Raw genomic sequence first — 19,731 nt, forward strand, 5'->3', positions numbered from 1 at the left:
CTAGGTGCTGGAGCGCGCTCCAGCGCAAACCTGAATCGGGGACTTGACTGAATCTACAGTGCGACCTACATATATCACTGTCAGCGGTGTGGACGCAGGACCTCCCCCGGGAGTGATTCGCGATGCCGGACGTGCTGGAGCAGCTCGGGTTCGCCGACCTGGTGTGCGACGACCCGGACTGGCTGCGGGACGAGTTCACCGCGATCATCGACGCCAACTTCGGCGAAACCTCGCGCAAGCGGCCGGAACCGCCCCGGATGCCGCTCCCCGAACCGGCCGGTCGTCCGGCCCGCGCCGCACGGACCTCCCAGCTCTGGCGACGCCAGCGCTCGCCTCCGCGCTCGTGAAAAACCGTTGGTCCGCGACGAAAGGAGGGACGACGCCCGGAACATCCGCGATCTCTTCCTGAGCCCCGCCGCCCCTGCGGCGGGGCATTTCACGTCTCAGCCGAGCACGATCGGCACCAGCAGCACGGCGACGTAGTAGGCCATGAACTGCACGCCGGAGGTCATGCCGAGCATCCGGTTCGCCAGTCCGCCGACCGCGCCGACCGTCAGGCTCACCGCGAGCGCGAGCGGCCCGCCCTCGTACCAGGCCACCACGGCGATCAGCGCGACGAACGCGCCGATCAGCGCCTCGTGGCTGATCCGCCGCGCGACCCAGCCGCTGGCGGCCCGCGCGTAGCGCATCGCGAACGGGTACACGACCAGCCCGGCGATGACGACGCCGAGCAGGCTGAACACCAGGAACTGCCACGAGCTGAGCAGGGTGTGCAGGTTGTGCACGCCCCCGTCCGCACCCTTGACCGTGTACACCGGCGGCGCGTTGAACAACGCGGCCGCGGGCCCCGCGGCGACCGGGCTCAGCGGCAGGCCGAAGGCGACGAGCGGGATGAGCGTCTCGGCCAGGTAGGTCGACTCCGTGGTGCCGTTCTTGACCGCCATCAGCGTGGTCAGCCTGCGGTACGGGTGCTTGATCCGCGAGCCGGTGATCTCGCCGGCGAGCACGGTCGCGGCGACCGGGCTGAGCATGAACGTGGTCGAGGTGACCCCGGCCGCGGCGGCCGTCGCCGCCGCTTGCCTGCGGTCCAGGATCCGCAGCGGGTTGGGGATCCACCGCCGTCCGGTGCCGCCGTCCGGCGCGAGCCAGAACGGGCGCGGCCCGGTGCGCTCCAAGGTGCGCCGCCCGCTGCGGGACGACGCGATCAGCAGGTCCACCACGAGCGGACCGATCGCGATGCCGAGGAAGAAGCTGATCGACAGGCTCTTGTCGAGCTGGTCGGTGGCGACCGTGTTGAGCCCGGTCACCAGCAGCGCGAACGGCACGATCGCGGCGACGCTAGCCCACCGGCCCGGCGAGAAGTAGCCGACGAAGATCGCGGCGGCGCCGAACACGAACGGCGCCACCGTCTTGATCGGACCGGCCAGCGGGGCGAGCAGGGACGCGACGCCGACCGCGACCGGAACCGCGATCAGGGCGGCGACGAGCCCGCCCGCCAGTGCCTTGCGCAGCGCGATGTGCGGGGCGCCGAGGCGGCGCAGCGCGGTGGCGTCGTCGAGCAGCGGCACCGCGGTCGTGTCGCCCGGGATGCCCAGCAGCGTGGTGGGAATCGCGTGGGTCATGTGCTTGCTGACGGCTCCGGCGATGAAGAACGTCAGCACCCCGGCCGGCGGGACTCCGAGGAGCACGACGAGCAGCGTGACCGGCGCGAGGGTGGAGGTCTCGTCGGTGCCGGAGACCAGTCCGATCGCCGCGAAGACGACCGCGCCGAGCAGGCCCATGCCCAGGGCCCACAGCAGGTCCGGGGTCATGCCCGCACCTCCTGGGCGGTCTCCCGGACCAGGCCGAGCTCGGCCATTTCGGCCCGCACGCGCGGCGCCAGGTCGGCGAAGGCCTCGGCGGTGCCGCCCATGCGCTCCAGTTCGGCGATGGCGGCCTCCCGGTCCGCGGCCTGCTCGGCGCCGAACGTCCGCTTCGGACGGAACAGCCGGGCGCACACGGCGGCGGCGAGCACGCACGCGGCCAGGCCGGCCAGCAGCGCGTAGCCGCCGGCCAGCGACGGCGTGTCCACCAGTGCCCCGAACAGCGCCTTCGCGCCGAGGAAGACCGGCAGGCCGGCGGCCACGCAGATCACGATGGACGCGGCCAGGTGCCGCAGGTCGACGGCGTCGTTCCAGACGACGACGTAGGGCTTCTCGTCGTTGAGTGCCAAGGCTTTCTCCGTTGGGTCAGGCGCCGGTGAGGGCGCGCAGGGTGCGGGACGGGCTGGGCCGTCCCAGGTGCCCGGCGAGCCAGGCGCTGGTTTCGGCGAGTTTGGTCAAGTCGACACCGGTGTGGATGCCGAGCCCGTCGAGCTGCCACAGCAGGTCCTCGGTGGCGAGGTTGCCGGTGGCGCTCTTGGCGAACGGGCAGCCGCCGAGGCCGCCCGCCGACGCGTCGACGGTGGTGACGCCGCGCTGCAGGGCGGCGAGGGTGTTCGCGAGCGCCTGCCCGTACGTGTCGTGGAAGTGCACCGCGATCCGCCCGAGCGGGACGTCCGCGGCGACGAGCCCGTCGAGCAGCGCGACGACGCGGCCGGGCGTGGCGACGCCGATCGTGTCGCCGAGGCTCAGTTCGGTGCAGCCCAGGTTGAACAGCCGGGTGGCGATCGCGATCACCTGGCGCAGCGAGACTTCGCCCTGCCACGGGTCGCCCCAGCACATCGACAGGTATCCGCGCACGTTCAGCCCGGCCTCCCGAGCGCGGGCCACGACTGGCGCGAACAACTCCAGCGACTCGCCGACGGACCGGTTGAGGTTGGCCCTGGCGAAGCCTTCGGTGGCCGAGGCGAACACCGCGATGTCGGTGACGCCGAAGTCCAGCGCCCGCGCCAGGCCGCGCTGGTTGGGCACCAGCACCGGGTACCGCACGCCGGGACGGCGGTCGAGGCGGCGCAGGACCTCCTCGGCGTCCGCCAGCTGCGGCACCCGGTCCGGCCGGACCAGGCTGGTCGTCTCGATGACGGTGTGCCCAGCGTCGGCGAGCCGTTCCACCAGCTCGACCTTCACCGCGGCAGGCACGAGCGCGGACTCGTTCTGCAGCCCGTCGCGCGGGCCCACCTCGCAAATCGTCACCGCGGACGGCAGCCCGGGCAGGCGGTCGACGGTCATGACCGGCTCTTCCCCCGCAGCTCGGCGAGGATCTTCTCGGCGTGGTCGGCGCGGACCTTGCGGTCGGCGACCAGCCGCGCGACCACCGCGGGCACCTCCGCGGCCGTCGCGCCCACGGTGGTGGCGATGTTGCGGGCGTGCAGCGACATGTGCCCGCGCTGGATGCCCTCGGTGGCCAGCGCCCGCACCGCGGCGAAGTTCTGGGCGAGACCGACCGCGGTGATGATCTCCGCCAGCTGGGCGGCGGTCCGCACGCCGAGCAGGGCGACCGCGGCCTGCGCTACCGGGTGCACCCGGGTGGCGCCGCCGACGAGCCCGACCGGCATCGGCAGTTCCAGCGTGCCCACCACGTTGCCGTCGGCGTCCTTTTCGAAGCGGGACAACGACGTGTACCGCCCGGAATCGGATACCGCGTGCGAGTGGGCGCCCGCCTCGACCGCGCGGGTGTCGTTGCCGGTGGCGAGCACGACCGCGCTGATGCCGTTCATGATCCCCTTGTTGTGGGTCGCGGCGCGGTACGGGTCGGCCTCGGCGAGCGCGGCGGCGTGCACGATATCGTCCACCACCGCGGGTCCGCCGAGGGTGTCGGCGTCGAACACCGCGCGGGCCCGGGACAGCCGCAGATCGGCCTTGTTGGTCAGGATCCGCAGCAGCGGACGGCCGCCGGCGATCTCCCCGGCGCGTGCGGCGACCGCCTCGGCCATGGTGTTCACGGCGTTGGCGCCCATCGCGTCGCGGACGTCGACCTGCAGGTGCGCCACCACGTAGGTGCCGACGCGGGAGTGCACCAGCCGCACCGCGACGTCCCGGACGCCGCCGCCGAACTCGACCAGCTTCTCGTCCTGCGCGTTGGCCAGTTCGATCAGCTCGTCGCGGGCCTCCAGCAGGCGGACACGACCGGCCTCGGGGTCGTTGACGCCGACGATCTGCACCTGCGCCTGCATGACCGGCGCGGTCGAAGACGTGGTGAACCCGCCATGCACGCGGGCGATCTTCGCGGCGTTGCTCGCGGCGGCCACCACCGAGGCCTCCTCGGTGGCCATCGGCACCAGCATCTCGGCGCCGTTGACCACGAAGTTCGTCGCCACCCCGAGCGGCACGCCGAGGATGCCGACGACGTTCTCGATCATGTGGTCGGCCGCGCTCTCGTCGAGCCCCCGCGTGGGGTCGAACGCCGCGATCCGCGCCGGGTCGAGCGCGGCCGCCTCGGCGGCGGCCTTGCGCCGGGCCTCGACGGGGAGGTCCCGGAGTCCCTGGATACGACTGGTGCGCGCCATAGCGCCCCTTCCACTTCCGTGCGGCTGCGTGACGACCCAGGACGCTAGCTCCGCGTCCGCGCAGCCGGAATGGACCGAGCGTCCACTCCGTGCGGCCCGGCTATGGGCGTTCAGCAAGGCGGGCGAGCCGGACGGCGACGGTGAGCCGGAACAGCCGGTCGGGCTCCTGCCAGCCCTCCCCCAGCAGCTCGCCGGCGCGTTCCAGCCGCTGCAGCACGGTGTTCTTGTGCACGTGCAGGGCGCGGCCGGTGGCGACCGGGCTCATCCGGTTGTCCAGGTAGGCGGCGAGGGTGGGCAGCAGGGTGCCGGCGTGCTCGGCGTCCCAGTCCAGGACCGGTCCGAGGACCCGGCGCACGAACGCGGCGACGCGCTCCTCGCCGGGCCCGAACAGCGCCGTGTAGGGCAGGTACTCGTCGGTGGTGACGGCCGCGTCGGACAGGCCGAGCGCGGGCAGGACCCGCACGCAGGCGGCGGCCTGCTCCACGGGTTCGCGCAGGTCGTCCGCGGCGACGGCACCCACGGCCAGCACCGGGGCGGCCAGTGACCGCGCGACGGCCGTGTGCACGGCCCGCGCCGCGGCGGCGGGGTCCGCGCCCACGGTCAGGACGACGACGTGCTCCGCGTGCTCGCCGATCAGCTCGCCCGTGCCGCGCAGGGCGCGGGCCGCCTGGCGACGCAGGTCGGCGGGGACCGCGACGACCACGAGCGAACGCAGGGCCGCCAACTGGATCCCGCGGGCGCGGGCCCGCGCGGCGGCGCCTGCGCGGCGATCCGCGTCGGCCGAGAGCAGGTCGGCGAGCAGGTCCCCGCGCACGCGCTGCTCCGCCTCGGCCAGGGCGTCCTGCTTGAGGCTGAGCAGCGCGGTGATCTGCGCGGCGCGCTCGGCGGTGCGGAACTCGACGGGCCCGAACTCGACGGCCCCCTGCTCCAGCAGCAGCGCGCCGAGCAGCGTCGGCCCGGCCACGACGGCGACCGCGAACGTCCCCTCGCCCGCCGGGACGCACCGCCCGCTGCGCCGGCTCTGTTCGACGGCCGCCCGCACGCCGCCGTCCAGGTGCCCGGTGTCGAGCAGCGTGACGCGGCAGCGCAGCGCACGGCCGAGCGCCCCGGCCACCTCGGTCGCGTCGCCGCCCTGGAGGACCAGCGCGGTGAGGTCGCCGTGCACCTCGCTCGCGCGTTCCATCGCCTCCACGTGCCGGGCCAGCTCACCGTAGGCGCGGCGGGTTTCCTCAGCGGCGGCGTTGGCGCGGGCCAGCAGCCGGGCGGTCTGCAACACGACGGCCGCGTGGTCGGCGAACGCCGACAGCAGCGAGATCTCCTCCGGGGAGAACGCGTGCTCGACGCGGTTGGCGGCGAACAGCACCCCGATGACCTCGTCCCCGGCCAGCAGCGGGACCCCGAGCAGCGAGACGAGGCCCTCCGCGGCGACGGTCTCGTCGATCCGGTCGTCGTGCGGCGCCTGGGTCATCGCGTCGTACCGCGCGGTCCAGCACGGGCGGCGGCTTTCGACCACCTGGCTCGCCAGGCCCATCCCCGGCGGCACGCGCAGGCCGGGGAACGACGGCGCGACCGTGCCGAGCGTGGTGCGCACCCGCAGTTCCCGGCTGCCGACGTCGAACTCCGACAGGTAGGTGACGTCGGTGCCGACGAGGTCGTGCGCCCGTTCCACCAGCCGGGCCAGCAGCTCGTCGACGTCGCGCAGCTCGGCCAGCTCCCTGGCGGAGGAGAACAGGGCGGCGAGCTCCTGCCCGCGGCGGCGGAGGCGGTCGGAAGTCGCGCGCAGGCGCCGGATGCCGGAGGTGATCCGCTCGGCGTCGGCGGCATCGAGGCCGTCCAGCAGCGGCGTGACGTCGGTGTCCTGCTCGGCGGCTTCGAGAAGGCCGACGACGGCGGCGACGGGCAGGCTCATGCATCACCTCGTGGACCGGACGACCACCCGGGCGCGGTGGCGGGTGGGCCCACGGTACATGCGCCTCAGGGCGTGGTGTGCCAGCGGTGCTCCGGCAGGAACCGCGTCGTACCGCTGTGGCACGACGGCGAACTTGTGCGGCTCCGGCACGGCGGGCACCTTCAGCAGCCCCATTTCCTCGGCGGGCACGCCGAGGTTCTCGAAGAACCGCTCGAACGTCCCGCCGGGGCCCGCGGCCACGCCGGCGATCATGCTGTGGTGCCGTTCCATCCGGTAGGCGTGCGGGCAGTTCTTCGGCACGAACCCGAAGTCGCCCGGGGTGAGCAGCTTCTCCTGCTGGCCGCCCTCGGTGTCCTCGACGAACAGCCGCACCGCGCCTGCCGTCACGTAGAACACCTCGTAGGTGTCGGGGTGCAGGTGGACCCGATCGCCCTCGCCCTTCTCAATGAAGTACGGCTTGCCGGGCTCTGCGGGGATGCGCGAGGCGCGCCGGTAGGGGGTGGCGAACTCTGCCGTCATGATGTCTCCGCGTCGGTCGCACTGTCAGGTAGACTGACAGATATCCTCCTGCTGTGCAACCAGAACCCACACTGGCCCAGCTGCTCGGCGCGGCACGGCGGTGGTTCGACGAGGCCCTGATCGCCGGGCTGGCGCGGGCGGGCGCGGCGCCGGTGTCGGCCACCCAGGTCGGGCTCTTCGCGGTGCTCGACCCGGACGGCACGACGGTGTCCGAACTGGCCCGCCGGATGGGCGTGACCCGGCAGACGGCGCACCAGGCCGTCCAGGCGCTGACCCGGCTCGGGCTGCTCGAACAGGCGCCGGACCCTTCGTCGGGGCGGCAGCGGCTGGTGCGGCGCACCGCGGAGGGCGAGCGCGCGCACCGGACGGCGGTCGGGATCCTGCGCAAGGCGGAAACCACGCTGGCGCGCCGGATCGGACGCGATCCGGTGCACGCCCTGCGCGCGGCGCTGCAGTCGGACTGGGGCCGCCCGCCGTCTTGACGCGGTCACTCGATCACCGAGGTAGGCCAGCGGCGCCTTGATGTTCACACCGAACAGCACCAGCGCCCCTATGGCGTGATCCGCAGCGCGCGGCAGGTGGACGGTGAGCGGATGCGGTCGGCGGTCATCGTGCCGCCGGGCACGCGCGCGCGGATTCACCTGCCTGGCAAGGAAATCGGCGACGTCGGCCCCGGCTCGCACGAATGGCGGGTGGAGTTACCCCGTTGATCACGCGGCAAACGCGGTCGCGCGCCGATCGCAGGGCGGTGTAAATGGCTGCTGCCGGATCGCGGATTCTTATGCATGATGGGCGAATGGCAGCACCCAGCGACCGCCCGCAGGCGGAACCCCCGCCCGCGCACGCCATGACGGTGTCGGCCGAGCACCGGGGACGGGACGTCGTGCTCACCGCGACGGGCGAACTGGACGTCGCGACGCTGCCCAAGCTGCGCGGGCTGATCAGGCTCGCGCTCGTGGATCGGCCGCGCCTGCTGGTGCTTGACCTGTCGGAACTGCGGTTCATCAGCTCCAGCGGGCTGGGTCTGCTGGCGGGCACGCACCGCGAGGCCGCGCCCGCGGAGTTGCGGGTGGTGGCGGGAACAGCGGTGCGGCGGGTCATGGCGTTCACGGACCTGCTGGAGTTCCTGAACGTCTACAGCACGATGGAGGAGGCGCTCACGGACGCGGGTTGACGCGCACCCAGCGGCGGGCGCCGGACCGCCCGCTCGCGGCAGCCACGCTGCGCCAGCGGGGCACGCCTTCCTGGCCATCCGCTGGACCTACCCCCCGACGGGCGGTGGCTCCATGCCGCCAATTCCGGCACCGACGCGGCGCGCGTCAGTGCAGATACTGGGAGCCGCCGCGGACCAACCGCCCAGTCCCGCGGCAGCCTCACGCCAAGAACCTCCGGCTCAGCACCGCCGCGCCAGTGGAGTTGCTGACAGCCGCCGTGGGGGCGGCGCTTCCTGCGCCGGTCCAGATGCCACCGCCGCGGCTTTCCCCGCCCACCGGCGGCAGATCAACAGCCGGCTCAGACGCCGACCACCTCGGCCACCTCCGGCTGCGCCTGCGGCTCCGCGGCGGGCCGGATCTCCGCGTCGAACCGGCTGAACTCGAACCGCACGTCGCTGCGGTCGGGGCCGCACGGGACGGCCGTGATGATCCCCGCGGTGTCCACCGCCGCCAGCTGGGCCAGCAGCCGCGCCAGGCGGTCCGGCGCGCCGGCCACCTCCTGGTCGGTCTGCACCAGCGTGCGGTGCAGGTTCGTCAGCCCCCACCCGTCGGCGCTCCCGCTGCCCGTCGGCACCGGCAGCGCCACCGTCAGCAGCCAGCGCCCCGGCTTGCCGGACAGGGACGGCGTGCGGTGGTTGGAGATCCCGATGACCTGATCGGCCCGGACCAGCCCGTCGCCTGGGGTGCGGATCCAGACGTTCTCCAGCGCCATCCTCAATCCTCCCGTTCGGTCTCCGTGGACTCGGCCTGCTCGCCCAGCCTGCGCCGCAGATCCGCGTTCTCGGCGCGCGAGGCGGCCAGCTCGTCCTCCAGCCGGACGATCCGCTCCGCGGCCGCCAGGGTCATCCCGTCGTCGAACAGCTCGCGGACCCGCGCGGCCAGCCGCAGCTGGCGGCGCGAGTAGCGGCGGTGGCCGCCGGACGAGCGGTGCGCCTGGACGACTTCGGCGGCGTCGAGGCTGCGCAGGAACGCAGGCTGCACGTCCAGCGCGTCCGCCGCCTGCCCCATCGTCCAGGCGGGGTAGTCCTCGTCATCCAGCTTGTCTACAGCCACTTGAAGAGTGTATCTGCTCTGCTTGATTGACTCAATCTCCAGTCTTGACTATAGATATTTTCGGGAGGTGAGAGCAGGTGTTCCCGAACCCGGGTCTCGACCCGCAGAGCAGGCCGGCGCGGGGCCTGCGCCGGTACATCGGACTGGTCGAGGAGGAACTCGGCCTGAGCGGGCACGGCTCTTTCGTGCAACTGGACGCGCCGCTGAGCGCCTATCTCGCGATCGACGGGCACGTGCCCGCGTTCCCGGACCGCGACGTGGCCCTGCTGTGGGACGAGCGCTACGGCTGGTCACTGGCGGTGGAGGCCCGCTGCGGCGAGGACCTGCTGGTGCTGGCCTACCTGGGCGGCCAGGTGGCGCCCGCGCCGCGGGTGGTGGCCGCCTTCGTGCGCCGCGCGCTGGCCGGTGAGGCGGCGGGCACGCCGGAGCCGGAGGTGCTTCCGGCGCCCGATCTGCACGACGAGCTGGGCGCGTACGCGCCGGTGGCCGAGAAGCTGCTCGCCGCGGGCTAGCTCCGGCATGTGGGACGACCGCCGTCCGCCCGGGGCCCGGTGCCAGAATCGTGATCACGGACCCCGGGAGGACGCGTGTCACGACCGCTGCGGAAGCTGGGCTTCCTCACCATCGGCCTGTTCGAGGAGGCCGACCCGCGCGCCGGCCACGAGAGCACGCTGGACATCATCGAGCTGGGCGAGCAGCTCGGCTTCGACAGCGCCTGGGTGCGGCACCGGCACCTGCAGTTCGGCATCTCCTCGCCGGTCGCGGTCCTCGCGGCCGCCTCGCAGCGCACGCGGCGCATCGAGCTGGGCACCGCGGTCATCCCGATGGGCTGGGAGAACCCGCTCCGCCTCGCCGAGGATCTCGCCACCATCGACATCCTCTCCGGCGGCCGCCTCAACCCCGGCCTGTCGGTCGGCCCGCCGATGCACTGGGACCAGGTCAAGGACGCGCTCTACCCCGACACCGCGGACGCCGAGGACTTCAGCCACCAGCGCGTCCGCCGTCTCTTGGACGCGGTCCGCGGCGAGCCCGTCACCGATTTCCGCGGCACCGAGGGCTTCGAGGTCTTCTCCGACCGCGTCCAGCCGCACTCCCCCGGCCTCGGCCGGCGCCTCTGGTACGGCGCGGGCAGCCTCGGCTCGGCGCGCTGGGCGGGCGAGAACGGGATGAACCTGCTGACCAGCAGCGTCGTCAAGGCCGAGGAGTCGGAGGACTTCGCCGAGATCCAGCTCTCCCACATCCGGACCTTCCGCGCCCACCACCCGGACGGCGACGGCGCCCGCGTGTCGCAGGGCCTGGTCGTCATCCCGACCGACTCGGCCACCGCCGGACAGCGCGCGAAGTACGCCGAGTACGCCGCCAAGCGCACGCCGCGGACCACCGCTCCGCAGGGCCCGGCGCGGATGATGTTCGCCCCGGACCTGGTGGGCACGTCCGCCGAGATCGCCGAACGGCTGCACGCGCACGCCGCGTTCCGGGAGGTCGACGAGGTCGCCTTCGCGCTGCCGTTCACCTTCGAGCACGCCGACTACGTGCAGATCCTGACCGACATCGCGACCAAGCTCGGGCCGGAACTCGGCTGGCCCGCGTGATGCACGTTCACGCGCCGGCGAGCTGAGCCTGCGCGATCCTGCGGAACGCGGCGACGAGACGGCTCCGGTCGTCCGCGCGGGTGGCGAGCACGACGTGGCTCGGTTCGACGTCCTCCAGCGGGACGGTGGTGAGGTCCGGGCGCAGGCCCGTCAGTCCGGCGCTTGCCGGCACGGTGGCGATCGCCTGCCCGCCCGCGACCAGCTCGACCTTGTCCTCGACCGCGCCGATCACCGGCCCGTCCGGCGCCCTCCTGCCGCCGCTCGAAGACCACCGCCACGCCGTCGATCGAAACCCGGGCGCGCGGACACGGCTATCCGTTTCCGGCACGAATTCCATCCGCTTGCGGCACGGGGCACACTGGTGGGTGGTGCCGGCAAGGAGGTCCGCCGTGGGCAACGGACACGTCACCTTCACCACCAGCGATCCGGACGAGGCGCGAGACACGCTCACCCGGCTGTACCTTCCCCTCGAACTGCTGCCGGAGCGGGGCGAACTGGCGATGCGGCTGGACGCGACGGCGCACACCGCGCTGACGATCGGGTTGATCAGCTTCGGGCCGCGGATCCGGGTGCGGTGCCCGCCGAACGCGCACTACCACGTCGTGCTCCCGCTGGCGGGTCGGGCGCGGTACCACTCCGGCGACGGGCCGGCGGTGGTCAGCGAGCCCGGCATGGCGACGGTGTTCGCGCCGGAGGCGCCTGCGGAGCTGGACTGGGCGCCGGGGACAGAGCAGCTGTGCGTGATGCTCGACGGGCGGGAGGTCGAGCGCGAACTGCGGCAGCTGCTCGGCCACGACGTCGGCCCGCGGCTGGCCTTCGCCGCGCGGATGGACCTGAGCCGCGGCCCGGCCCGGACGTGGGTCGAGGCGCTCATGCTGCTGACCCGGGCCGCGCGGCAGGAGAGCGAACTGCTGAGCCATCCGCTCGCGGCGCGCCGACTGGAGCAGATCGTGTTCGACGCGCTGCTGACCGGGCAGCCGCACAACTACAGCGACCAGCTGACCACCGGGGCCGCCTCGCCCGGCCGGTCGGCCGTGCGCTGCGCGGTGGACCTGGTGCAGGCCTACCCGGACCGGGAGTGGACCACCGGGCGGCTCGCCGCCGCGGTGTCGGTGTCGGCGCGCGCTGACCAACGGGTTCCGCGCGGAGACCGGGATGACTCCGATGGCGTATCTGCAGAACGTGCGCCTGGACCGGGCGCACCAGGACCTGCTGGACACGGACCCGTCCCGGACGACCGTCACGCACGTCGCGAGCCGCTGGGGATTCACCCACCTGGGCCGGTTCGCGGCCGCATACCGGGCACGGTACGAGGAGCCGCCGTCCCGCACGCTCCAGCGCCGCACGTGGTGAGTGGTCTTGCGACGAGACCGGGCCGCCCTGGGGCGGCGGCTGCGCGCGGTTCGCGGCACCGGGCGGCGGTGCCCTATGGCGGCAGCAGCCGCACTCGGCTCGCCGCACCAGGCGGCGGCCTCCAGCACCGGCAGCCGCACGCGGTGGGCAGCGCTCCTCGGGCGAGAATGGTCCACGCTGCGGTGGCAGCCGCGCCCGGGCCGCGGACTCCGGCCGCCACCCCGAGCCGGTGGGCACCATCGGCCTCCCGCCGCACCCACGGCACCACCACTCACGCCGACCGGCGCACCACCGCTCGCAAGCCAACCGCGCGGCGGCTGCACCTGCCCGTCGCGATCATCGGCGCCACTGATAGCGCCCCTCAGCACAAGTGATTTCCCCTCCGGCCGGGCAGCACCGAGACTTCCACGACAGTGATGCCGGTCAGCAGAGACCGGCACGCGAGTCCCCCGGAAAAGCCCGCGCCGGACCGTGTCCTGCCCTCCTCGCCCGGCCCCACCGCCGACAACACCCCCAGCCCCACCGCCGGCATCGCCCTCGACCCCGCCACCGGGCGGCCCGCCGGGCGCGCCCAGGCTCTCGTCCTCCTGTTCGCCAGCTGCCTGCCGTGCTGGGCTCGGTGCTGCTCGCGCCCGTGCTGCCGAGCATCCAGCAGGCGTTCGCCGGCACCCCCGGCGCCGCGGCGCTCACTCCGGTCCTGCTGACCGTGCCCGCGCTCGTCATCGGTCTCACCGCGACCGTGGCCGGGCGGATCGTGAATCGCCTGGGCCGCAAGCGTCTCCGCTGGCAGTGCCGGGCAGCATCGCGGTGATGGGCGTCGTGATCGCCGTGTTCGGGCTGGCGCTGGCGCCGTGGCTCGCGGTGCACGACCAGCTCGTGGCGACCATCGGTGAGGACCGCAGCGGCGAGCTGTACGGGTGGCTGACGACGCTGGGCCAGATCGGCAGCGCGGCGGGCTCCGCGCTGGCCGGGCCGGGCGGCGACCGCTACGGCGGCGGCCCCGCGTTCCTTCTGGTCAGCGGCGCGCTGACGATCGCGCTGGCAGTGGCCGGGACGAGGCGGCGCACCCTGCCGGACGGCGCGGGAGCATCGCCGGTGACCACTGGCGGCGGCTGAGGAAGACGCCGCGCACGAGCCGGCCGCCGAGTGGTGCCGCGCACCTGACCCCCACCCCGGCGGTGGAACGCCCGGCCGAATCCTGACGGGAGGAACCCCGCCGCCCCCAGCCGGCGACCGCGTTGGCACCCCGAGGCCCCAGGGCGGGCACCCGGACGCGGCGGGGCGGGTCAGACCTTCCGGCCGACCCCGGCCCACACCACCGAGTCGTTGGGCTCGTCGAACTCGATCTGCGGCGCGCTTTCGCCGTTCTCCTCCGGGTGCCAGAGTGGCGTCCAGGTCGCGCCGGGCTCCACCATCTCCAGGTCGCCGAACAGCGTTTCGATCTCCCGGCGCGGCCGCCAGATCACCGGCGTCGCCGTGGCGTCGTACATCTTGCCGAACTCGGCCATCTCCCTGGCGCGGCTCTCCGGCACCCCGTCGGCCGTGCCGTGCGAGAGCACCAGGTACGAGCCGGGCGCGAGCAGCTCCCGGTAGCGCGCCACCGCGGCCGGGCCGATGTCCGTGCCGTCCGGGCCCGGCTGGGTGACGTGCAGGACCGCGATCAGCATCAGCGCGACCGGCTGCGAGAAGTCGATGACGCCCTTGTCGGCGATCTTGTTCCACAGCAGGTCCGGGTCGCGCAGGTCAGCCTGGATCACCACGTGCCGCCCGAGGTCGCCCTCCTTCTCCAGCAGCATCTGCGAGTGCGCGACGGCCACCGGCTCGTTGTCGATGTAGACCACGCGCGTGGTGGTGTCCAGCTCGTCGGCGACCTGGTGGGTGCTGCCCATCGTGGGCACGCCCGAACCGATGTCGATGAACTGCCGGACACCCTGCTTGACCAGGTACCGCACGGCCCGGTGCAGGAACAGCCGGTTCGACTTCGCGGCGGGGCGCACGAACGGGAACCGCTCCAGCGCCTTTTCCGCGAACACGCGGTCGACCGCGTAGTTGGCCTTACCGCCGAGGTAGTAGTCGTACACCCGGGCCACGTTCGGGTGGTCCAGGTCGACGCCTTCCATCGGGAACTGCTCGAACCGGGACTTCGCCATTCCTGCCTGCTTTCCGCCTGCGGAGATCAACGGGGATAGCGCGAATACTAGCGGTCCCCGCGAAGCCGCGGCGGGGAACCGCCCATCCCCACCGATTCGCGCCGATTCCGCAGGTGGCGCCGCCGCGGGACTCCCCGAACAGGTGGTCCCACCGGACCGTCTCGGCGAAGGTGCGCACTCGACCGCGAGCAGGCTCGAACCCGGAGGGGGCGGGGCCGGGTCAGCGGACCCCAGACCTGTATGGAAAGCGCTTTCCACACGGATCCGCGCGAGCGCCCTGCGACCGTCCGGTTTGGACAGAGGTTGCCCCTCGGCCGTGGTGGTCACCGGGTTGCGCCGCACGTCCCCAGTCGCCGCTGTTGCACACCGCGTTGTCAACTGCCGAGGAAGGCGTCCAGTTCGTCGAGGAATTCCGGCCACAGCCTGCTGTCCGGGTCAGCGCGGCCAGCTCCTGGGCCTGCGCCTTCGGCACGCGCAGGTCGCCGCGGGAGTGCAGGATCAGCGTCGGGCAGTGCACCGACGGCACGATCGCGGACACGTCGATGTGGGCGAAGACGTCCAGGAAGCGCACCACGTTGTCGTTGGAGGTGGTGGCGCGCTGCCAGCCGATCCGGCCCAGGACGAGGTCGAGTTGGGCCTCCTCCTTCTCCTCCGGGGCGGCGGCGCGGGCGAACCGGCCGCGGCTGCAGGCGCCGGCGAGCACGAGCCGGGACACGCGCTCCGGGTGCCGCACGGCGTAGGCGATCGCGACCACGCCGCCCTGCGAGATGCCGAGCAGCGGGAACCGGTCCAGCCCCACCCCGTCGACGAGCAGCTCCAGGTCGTCGACCCAGTCGTCGAACCGGAACCCGCCGATGTCCCAGTCGGACAGTCCGCAGCCGCGCTCGTCGTAACGCACCAGGGTGTGCCGCCGGGCGAGGCCGTCGAGCCAGTGCGCCCAGATCGGGCTCGTCCACTCCAGGTCGAGGTGGGTCAGCCAGTTGGCCGCCTTCACCAGCGGCGGCCCGCACCCGGACAACCCGTAGGCGACGCGGACGCCGTTCGGCGAGCGGCAGTAGCGGATCTGTTGCTGCACGCGGGTGCGCGGGCGGAACGCCGCCGTTCTCCCGGACCTCGGCGACGAAGCGGTACCCGACGCCGTGCACGGTCGCGACGATGCGCTGCCGCTCACCGCTGTCGCCGATCGCGCGGCGCAGCGCCTTGACGCGGCTGGGGTCGCGGTGCCGGATCAGGTGCGTCAGCAGGGCGAACACCTGCGGCTCGACGTGGACCGGCTCCCCGCTGCGGCGCAGCTCGAACCGCTGGGAGTCGACCTCGCAGTCCTCGAACTCATACACCACGGCCCCCTCGCCACGGAATCTCCACATCATCCCCACGATTCCGCCAAGCCGCCAGCCCCTCGCGGGGGTCACCCTGGGCGGACCAACTGGCAGGGAGGACGCCATGACCACCACCGAGCCCCCCGTACCTGCTCGGCAACGAACCCGACGAGCTGCGCCGCCTGGAGGACCAGGCCGCCGCGCTGGCGCCCGCGACGCGGGGCGATCCTGGCGCTGGCCGGGATCGAGCCCGGCATGCGGGTGCGAGCTGTCCCGGCTGGTCGGGCCGTCCGGGTCCGTCGTCGGGATCGACCAGTCGTCGAAGGCGCTGCGCTGGGCGGCGAGCCGGTGCGAGGCCCAGGGGCTGCGCAACGTCTCGTTCGTGCACGACGACCTGCACGAGATGCGGCTGACCGGCCAGGTGGACGCGGTGGTCGGGCGGCTGGTGCTGCTGTACACGCCGGATCCGGCCGCGGTGCTGCGGAAGTTCGCCGGATACGCGCGGCCGGGCGGCGTCGTGGTGTCGATGGAGTACGAGATGAGCGTCGCCGGGCTGCTGCCCGCCACGCCGCTGAGCGAGCGGCTGACGCACTGGATCATGGCGGCGTTCGCCCGGTCCGGCCTCGACCCGAGCCTGGGCGCGCGGCTGGGCACGGTGTTCGCGGACGCTGGCCTGACCGGCGCGACGGTGCTGGGGCTGCGGGCGTACTGGCCGCCGGGCGACCCGACCGGCAGCCGGATGGCGGCGGGCGTCATCCGGACCCTGCTGCCGGTGCTGGCGCGCACCGGGCCGGCCACGCCGGAGGAGGTCGGTATCGACACGCTCGGGCACCGCATCTTCGAGGACCAGGTGCACAGCGGGGCGGCCTTCCGGCCCCCGACGCTGGTCGGGGGCTGGGCGCGGGTCGCGGGACGCTGAGCGCCCCTGGCGGCCGGCACGTGTCGAGAAGCGGGCGGCGGCCTCGACGTTCCGGGTGACAATGGCAGCGCACCCGAGGAGGACGTCATGCCGGCACTGGACAAGGAGTTCGAGGCGACCCTGCTGAAGAGCGAGGCGAAGGGCGGCTGGACCTACGTCGTGATGCCCGGATCGGCCGAGTACTTCGGCACGCGCGGGCTGGTGAAGATCCGCGGCACCATCGACGGCCACCCGTTCCGCAGCTCGTTCATGGCGCTGGGCGACGGCACGCACAAGCTGCCGGTGAAGGCCGACGTGCGCCGGGCGATCGGCAAGGACGCCGGCGACACCGTGCGCATCCGCCTCACGGAACGTCTCGGCTGACCGGTTTGGCGGCCCGCACGATCGCCGAGTGCATGCCGACGGCGACCGGGTGGCTCGGCGTCACCTCGATGCCGGTGGCGACGGCCGCGGCGAGGCCCGCCCGGTACCCGGCGAAGGTGAGCGCCCCGGCGATGCACTCCGTGTAGGAGCCGCGTCCGGCGCGCTCGGCGGGCGTCAGGTGGTCCTCGGCGACGACATCGCTGATGCCGATCCGCCCGCCGGGCCGAAGCACGCGGAACACCTCGGCGAACACCGCGGGCTTGTCGACGGACAGGTTGACCACGCAGTTGGAGATGACGACGTCGACGCTGTCCGCGGGCAGCGGGACGGACTCGATGTGCCCCTTGCGGAACTCGACGTTGGCCGCGCCGGCGCGCGCCGCGTTGGCGGTGGCCAGCGCGAGCATCTCGTCGGTCATGTCGAGCCCGATCACCCGGCCGGACGGCCCCACCCGCCTGGCGGACAGCAGCACGTCGATCCCGCCGCCGGACCCCAGGTCCAGCACGGTCTCGCCCGCGCGGAGGTCCGCCACCGCGAGGGGGTTGTCACAGCCGAGGCTCGTCCGGACCGCGTCCGCCGGGAGCGCCGCCCGGTCGGCGTCGTCGTACCCGCAGCCACACGACTCGCCGCAGCACCCGCCAGTCACCGACAGCGCTGCCGCGGCGTAGCGCTCCCGAACCTGTTCCCGCACGTCCTCACGCATGCCCACACACTACCTCGATGGATATCGAATTAGAAGCTTGTCGAATCAGAGCTGGCGAGAATCCGTCGGAACGTGGCACTCCAGCCACTACTGCGCGGGGGTGGGACGGCCTAGTTTCGGGTGCCGTGATCGTCATCGCGCTGCTCATCGGCGCCGCCTACGTCGTGGTCAACTCCTTCGTCCCGGAGGCGCACCGCCGCCGGTTCAACGCGGTGTTCGTCGCCGGTGCCGGCGCCGCCTACCTGAGCGGGGGCGGGCTCGGGATCTGGGAGTTCGCCTTCACCGCGGCCGCCACCTACGTCGCCTACCGCGGCCTGGAGTCGTGGACGTTCATCGGAATCGGCTGGCTGATGCACACCGCGTGGGACGTGGTGCACCACCTGCGCGGCGAGCCGATCGTGCCGTTCGCGGAGCACTCGTCGCTCGGCTGCGCGATCTGCGACCCGGTGATCGCGATCTGGTGCTTCACCGGCGGCCGCCCCGTGCTGGGCGTGCTACGGAACCGGCTGGCGCGGCCCTGACCCGGTGCTTCGTGTCCTTCCGGCGGGTCGGCACGAGAGCCATCAACGCGCCCCGAAGAGCCAGGCTGGCGGGACCGCCAGGCGGCGCCGCGGCAGCACGACGCGCCGGCCACCGCCGCACGGATTTTTCGGCGCCGGCACCCGCACGGGCACCCGACACCCGTACCGCACCGCGGCAGCCACCGGACTGCCAGCCGACCGCGAACGGCTCAGGCGCGGCGTGCCAAGCGCGCCACCAGGCCCGGCTTGCGGCGCGTCGTGCGCAACCGTCCGGCGATCGCGTCCTCCAGCAGGCGGCCGACCGTCTCCTCGGCGCACGCCTTGTTGGCCCCGATCCCGCCGGACGGCCCGCGCTTGATCCAGCCCACCACGTACGTCCCCGGCGTCACGCGGCCGCCGTCGTTGGGGATCGTGCCGCTGTCCTCGTCGAACGGCAGCCCGGGCAGTGGCGCGCCGCGGTAGCCGACGGCACGCACGACGCCGCCCGCCGGGATCTCGACGTCCCCGCTCACCCGGATCCCGCGCACCCGCGAGGCGCCGAGGATCTCCTCCGGCGCGGAGTGGAACCGCAGCACGATGCGCCGCTTGCCGGGCTGGGGCGGCGCCGTCCAGTCGACCGTCTCCTGCTTGCAGTCGCGCAGCAGGGCGGCCCGCGGCGACGTGTCGATCGCCTCGGTGATGCGCGGGTCGTGCGCGTCGACGACCAGATCGATGTCCTCGTGCTGGGTCAGCGCCAGCAGCTCCGGCGTGGTGTACGCGGCAGCCTCCGGACCGCGGCGGCCGAGCAGCACGACCTCCCGCACGCGGCTGGACTTCAGCGTTTCCAGCGCGGCCGGGGCGATCGCAGTGCCGGCCAGCGAGCGCGGGTCGGTGGTCAGGATCCGCGCCACATCCAGCGCGACGTTGCCCGTCCCGACCACGACGAGCCGTTCCGCCGACAGGTCGACCGCGTCCGCGGGCACGTCCGGGTGGCCGTTGTACCAGGCCACCACCGTCGTCGCCGCCACGCTGCCGTCCAGGTCCTCGCCCGCGATCCCCAGCCGCCGCGCCGAGGACGCGCCGACCGCGTAGATGACCGCGTCGTGGCGGCGCGCCAGCTCGTCCACCGTGACGTCCCGGCCCACCTCGACGCCCAGCCGCATCCGCAGCCGTGGGTGGTGGTGGTACCGCGCGAACGTCTCCCCGATCTTCTTGGTGGACGGGTGGTCCGGCGCGACCCCGTACCGCACCAGCCCGCCCGCGACCGGCAGCCGGTCGATCAGCGTGACCCGGGAACTGGTGTGCAGCAACAGGTCCTCGACCGCGTACATGCCGGCCGGGCCGGTGCCGACCACGGCGACGTCCAGCGCCGGGAAGTCGGCCGGGATGGTGCGGCTGAACACCGGCGGGCCCCACGCGTGGAAGTTCGGCGCGGGGTCGGCCACGGCCGGCTCGCGGTCGGCGCAGAACTCCGCGTTGATCCCGGCGTAGGGCCGCATCGACTCGGCCAGCGCGTCCACCGGGAAGATCGCGTCGACCGGGCAGGCGTCGGCGCACGCGCCGCAGTCGATGCAGCTGCGCGGGTCGATGTAGAGCATCTCGGTGGTGCCGAAGTCCGGCTCGTCCGGCGTCGGGTGGATGCAGTTGACCGGGCACACCGCGACGCACGACGCGTCGTTGCAGCAGGTCTGGGTGATCGCGAAGGCCATGA

At 73.3% G+C, this 19,731-nt stretch carries 25 protein-coding genes; 12 read left to right on the forward strand and 13 right to left on the reverse strand.

Annotated features, from left to right (window positions below; translation table 11 throughout):
• Nucleotides 1-122 precede the first annotated feature (122 nt).
• A complete protein-coding gene (locus AMETH_RS22185) occupies nucleotides 123-347 on the forward strand; it encodes a hypothetical protein (RefSeq protein WP_017983353.1) in 225 nt (74 codons plus the stop codon).
• A gap of 96 nt (nucleotides 348-443) precedes the next feature.
• Here AMETH_RS22185 and AMETH_RS22190 read toward each other — a convergent pair whose 3' ends face one another.
• From AMETH_RS22190 to AMETH_RS22215, 6 genes are read right to left on the reverse strand one after another with little or no spacing between them, the layout of a single operon-like run.
• Nucleotides 444-1,811 carry a tripartite tricarboxylate transporter permease gene (locus AMETH_RS22190; RefSeq protein ID WP_017983354.1) on the reverse strand — a complete coding sequence of 456 codons (1,368 nt, stop codon included), beginning with the start codon at nucleotides 1,809-1,811 and terminating at the stop codon, nucleotides 444-446.
• A complete protein-coding gene (locus AMETH_RS22195; RefSeq protein WP_017983355.1) occupies nucleotides 1,808-2,212 on the reverse strand; it encodes a hypothetical protein in 405 nt (134 codons plus the stop codon). The genes AMETH_RS22190 and AMETH_RS22195 overlap by 4 nt, the downstream gene beginning before the upstream one ends.
• A 16-nt stretch (nucleotides 2,213-2,228) precedes the next feature.
• A complete protein-coding gene (locus tag AMETH_RS22200; protein ID WP_017983356.1) occupies nucleotides 2,229-3,149 on the reverse strand; it encodes a hydroxymethylglutaryl-CoA lyase in 921 nt (306 codons plus the stop codon).
• On the reverse strand, nucleotides 3,146-4,543 hold the full coding sequence (locus tag AMETH_RS22205; protein ID WP_267283445.1) for a hydroxymethylglutaryl-CoA reductase, degradative: 1,398 nt from the start codon (nucleotides 4,541-4,543) through the stop codon (nucleotides 3,146-3,148). The genes AMETH_RS22200 and AMETH_RS22205 overlap by 4 nt, the downstream gene beginning before the upstream one ends.
• Nucleotides 4,527-6,335 carry a helix-turn-helix domain-containing protein gene (locus AMETH_RS22210; protein ID WP_017983358.1) on the reverse strand — a complete coding sequence of 603 codons (1,809 nt, stop codon included), beginning with the start codon at nucleotides 6,333-6,335 and terminating at the stop codon, nucleotides 4,527-4,529. The genes AMETH_RS22205 and AMETH_RS22210 overlap by 17 nt, the downstream gene beginning before the upstream one ends.
• A 3-nt stretch (nucleotides 6,336-6,338) precedes the next feature.
• Nucleotides 6,339-6,854, reverse strand: a complete 516-nt coding sequence (locus AMETH_RS22215) for a cupin domain-containing protein (protein ID WP_017983359.1) — start codon at nucleotides 6,852-6,854, stop codon at nucleotides 6,339-6,341.
• A gap of 53 nt (nucleotides 6,855-6,907) precedes the next feature.
• On the opposite strand from AMETH_RS22215, the gene AMETH_RS22220 reads away from it, so the two are divergent.
• The 3 genes from AMETH_RS22220 (at nucleotide 6,908) to AMETH_RS22225 (ending at nucleotide 8,028) form a co-directional block, all read left to right on the forward strand.
• Nucleotides 6,908-7,336, forward strand: a complete 429-nt coding sequence (locus AMETH_RS22220; protein ID WP_017983360.1) for a MarR family winged helix-turn-helix transcriptional regulator — start codon at nucleotides 6,908-6,910, stop codon at nucleotides 7,334-7,336.
• Nucleotides 7,337-7,348: 12 nt separating this feature from the next.
• Entirely contained in the window at nucleotides 7,349-7,564 is a 216-nt protein-coding gene (locus AMETH_RS38145; protein WP_167345552.1) for an alpha-L-rhamnosidase C-terminal domain-containing protein, read from the forward strand.
• 86 nt (nucleotides 7,565-7,650) lie between these two features.
• On the forward strand, nucleotides 7,651-8,028 hold the full coding sequence (locus AMETH_RS22225; RefSeq protein ID WP_051079431.1) for an STAS domain-containing protein: 378 nt from the start codon (nucleotides 7,651-7,653) through the stop codon (nucleotides 8,026-8,028).
• Nucleotides 8,029-8,366: 338 nt separating this feature from the next.
• On the opposite strand, the gene AMETH_RS22230 is transcribed toward AMETH_RS22225, so the two are convergent.
• Together AMETH_RS22230 and AMETH_RS22235 are read right to left on the reverse strand one after the other, a co-directional pair.
• Entirely contained in the window at nucleotides 8,367-8,780 is a 414-nt protein-coding gene (locus AMETH_RS22230; protein WP_017983363.1) for a hypothetical protein, read from the reverse strand.
• Between the two features lie 2 nt (nucleotides 8,781-8,782).
• The gene (locus tag AMETH_RS22235; protein WP_017983364.1) at nucleotides 8,783-9,076 is read right to left on the reverse strand and encodes a helix-turn-helix domain-containing protein; all 294 of its coding nucleotides are present in this window, start codon (nucleotides 9,074-9,076) and stop codon (nucleotides 8,783-8,785) included.
• 122 nt (nucleotides 9,077-9,198) lie between these two features.
• On the opposite strand from AMETH_RS22235, the gene AMETH_RS22240 reads away from it, so the two are divergent.
• Nucleotides 9,199-9,633, forward strand: coding sequence for a DUF6292 family protein (locus tag AMETH_RS22240; RefSeq protein ID WP_017983365.1), 435 nt, complete (start codon nucleotides 9,199-9,201; stop codon nucleotides 9,631-9,633).
• Nucleotides 9,634-9,708: 75 nt separating this feature from the next.
• Complete coding sequence (locus AMETH_RS22245; RefSeq protein WP_017983366.1) at nucleotides 9,709-10,713, forward strand: LLM class flavin-dependent oxidoreductase; 1,005 nt, start codon at nucleotides 9,709-9,711, stop codon at nucleotides 10,711-10,713.
• A 7-nt stretch (nucleotides 10,714-10,720) separates the two neighbouring features.
• Here the strand turns inward: AMETH_RS22245 and AMETH_RS22250 are convergent, their stop codons facing one another.
• Nucleotides 10,721-10,945 (reverse strand): type 2 periplasmic-binding domain-containing protein, encoded by a 225-nt coding sequence (locus tag AMETH_RS22250; RefSeq protein WP_017983367.1) that lies wholly within the window; start codon nucleotides 10,943-10,945, stop codon nucleotides 10,721-10,723.
• Nucleotides 10,946-11,102: 157 nt separating this feature from the next.
• Between AMETH_RS22250 and AMETH_RS42945 the strand changes: the two genes are divergently transcribed.
• From AMETH_RS42945 to AMETH_RS38150, 3 genes are all read left to right on the forward strand, one after another.
• Complete coding sequence (locus AMETH_RS42945) at nucleotides 11,103-12,440, forward strand: cupin domain-containing protein (protein ID WP_026153254.1); 1,338 nt, start codon at nucleotides 11,103-11,105, stop codon at nucleotides 12,438-12,440.
• A gap of 233 nt (nucleotides 12,441-12,673) precedes the next feature.
• Nucleotides 12,674-12,877, forward strand: a complete 204-nt coding sequence (locus AMETH_RS37160; protein WP_017983368.1) for a hypothetical protein — start codon at nucleotides 12,674-12,676, stop codon at nucleotides 12,875-12,877.
• The gene (locus tag AMETH_RS38150) at nucleotides 12,877-13,182 is read left to right on the forward strand and encodes a hypothetical protein (RefSeq protein WP_156131708.1); all 306 of its coding nucleotides are present in this window, start codon (nucleotides 12,877-12,879) and stop codon (nucleotides 13,180-13,182) included. Before AMETH_RS37160 ends, AMETH_RS38150 begins: the two co-directional genes overlap by 1 nt.
• Before the next feature lie 170 nt (nucleotides 13,183-13,352).
• Here AMETH_RS38150 and AMETH_RS22270 read toward each other — a convergent pair whose 3' ends face one another.
• Complete coding sequence (locus tag AMETH_RS22270) at nucleotides 13,353-14,216, reverse strand: SAM-dependent methyltransferase (RefSeq protein WP_017983370.1); 864 nt, start codon at nucleotides 14,214-14,216, stop codon at nucleotides 13,353-13,355.
• A 220-nt stretch (nucleotides 14,217-14,436) separates the two neighbouring features.
• Nucleotides 14,437-15,291 (reverse strand): alpha/beta fold hydrolase, encoded by an 855-nt coding sequence (locus AMETH_RS22275; RefSeq protein WP_051079432.1) that lies wholly within the window; start codon nucleotides 15,289-15,291, stop codon nucleotides 14,437-14,439.
• Nucleotides 15,292-15,659: 368 nt separating this feature from the next.
• Here AMETH_RS22275 and AMETH_RS22280 point away from each other — a divergent pair, with 368 nt between their 5' ends.
• Together AMETH_RS22280 and AMETH_RS22285 are read left to right on the forward strand one after the other, a co-directional pair.
• Nucleotides 15,660-16,454, forward strand: coding sequence for a methyltransferase domain-containing protein (locus AMETH_RS22280; RefSeq protein WP_081617573.1), 795 nt, complete (start codon nucleotides 15,660-15,662; stop codon nucleotides 16,452-16,454).
• A gap of 87 nt (nucleotides 16,455-16,541) precedes the next feature.
• The gene (locus tag AMETH_RS22285) at nucleotides 16,542-16,817 is read left to right on the forward strand and encodes a DUF1905 domain-containing protein (RefSeq protein ID WP_017983372.1); all 276 of its coding nucleotides are present in this window, start codon (nucleotides 16,542-16,544) and stop codon (nucleotides 16,815-16,817) included.
• Here the strand turns inward: AMETH_RS22285 and arsM are convergent.
• On the reverse strand, nucleotides 16,798-17,520 hold the full coding sequence (gene arsM / locus AMETH_RS22290) for an arsenite methyltransferase (RefSeq protein ID WP_038532289.1): 723 nt from the start codon (nucleotides 17,518-17,520) through the stop codon (nucleotides 16,798-16,800). The two genes, AMETH_RS22285 and arsM, sit on opposite strands and share 20 nt — an antisense overlap.
• 125 nt (nucleotides 17,521-17,645) lie before the next feature.
• Here arsM and AMETH_RS22295 point away from each other — a divergent pair, with 125 nt between their 5' ends.
• Nucleotides 17,646-18,041: a DUF6010 family protein gene (locus AMETH_RS22295; RefSeq protein WP_017983374.1), complete on the forward strand. Its 396-nt coding sequence runs from the start codon at nucleotides 17,646-17,648 to the stop codon at nucleotides 18,039-18,041.
• 209 nt (nucleotides 18,042-18,250) lie between these two features.
• On the opposite strand, the gene AMETH_RS22300 is transcribed toward AMETH_RS22295, so the two are convergent.
• Nucleotides 18,251-19,729 (reverse strand): FAD-dependent oxidoreductase, encoded by a 1,479-nt coding sequence (locus AMETH_RS22300; RefSeq protein WP_017983375.1) that lies wholly within the window; start codon nucleotides 19,727-19,729, stop codon nucleotides 18,251-18,253.
• Between the last annotated feature and the right edge of the window lie 2 nt (nucleotides 19,730-19,731).

The sequence above is a fragment of the Amycolatopsis methanolica 239 genome, from assembly GCF_000739085.1.
Lineage (GTDB): Bacteria > Actinomycetota > Actinomycetes > Mycobacteriales > Pseudonocardiaceae > Amycolatopsis_E > Amycolatopsis_E methanolica.

Coding starts and splice junctions, on each gene's coding strand:
- AMETH_RS22190 (WP_017983354.1), bottom strand. CDS start 1,811: ATGACCCCGGACCTGCTGTGGGCCCTGGGCATGGGCCTGCTCGGCGCG.
- AMETH_RS22210 (WP_017983358.1), bottom strand. CDS start 6,335: ATGAGCCTGCCCGTCGCCGCCGTCGTCGGCCTTCTCGAAGCCGCCGAG.
- AMETH_RS22225 (WP_051079431.1), top strand. CDS start 7,651: ATGGCAGCACCCAGCGACCGCCCGCAGGCGGAACCCCCGCCCGCGCAC.
- AMETH_RS22235 (WP_017983364.1), bottom strand. CDS start 9,076: ATGGGGCAGGCGGCGGACGCGCTGGACGTGCAGCCTGCGTTCCTGCGC.
- AMETH_RS22270 (WP_017983370.1), bottom strand. CDS start 14,216: ATGGCGAAGTCCCGGTTCGAGCAGTTCCCGATGGAAGGCGTCGACCTG.
- AMETH_RS22285 (WP_017983372.1), top strand. CDS start 16,542: ATGCCGGCACTGGACAAGGAGTTCGAGGCGACCCTGCTGAAGAGCGAG.
- AMETH_RS22280 (WP_081617573.1), top strand. CDS start 15,660: ATGACCACCACCGAGCCCCCCGTACCTGCTCGGCAACGAACCCGACGA.
- AMETH_RS22300 (WP_017983375.1), bottom strand. CDS start 19,729: ATGGCCTTCGCGATCACCCAGACCTGCTGCAACGACGCGTCGTGCGTC.
- AMETH_RS22200 (WP_017983356.1), bottom strand. CDS start 3,149: ATGACCGTCGACCGCCTGCCCGGGCTGCCGTCCGCGGTGACGATTTGC.
- AMETH_RS38150 (WP_156131708.1), top strand. CDS start 12,877: ATGGGCGTCGTGATCGCCGTGTTCGGGCTGGCGCTGGCGCCGTGGCTC.
- AMETH_RS22230 (WP_017983363.1), bottom strand. CDS start 8,780: ATGGCGCTGGAGAACGTCTGGATCCGCACCCCAGGCGACGGGCTGGTC.
- arsM (WP_038532289.1), bottom strand. CDS start 17,520: ATGCGTGAGGACGTGCGGGAACAGGTTCGGGAGCGCTACGCCGCGGCA.
- AMETH_RS22215 (WP_017983359.1), bottom strand. CDS start 6,854: ATGACGGCAGAGTTCGCCACCCCCTACCGGCGCGCCTCGCGCATCCCC.
- AMETH_RS22185 (WP_017983353.1), top strand. CDS start 123: ATGCCGGACGTGCTGGAGCAGCTCGGGTTCGCCGACCTGGTGTGCGAC.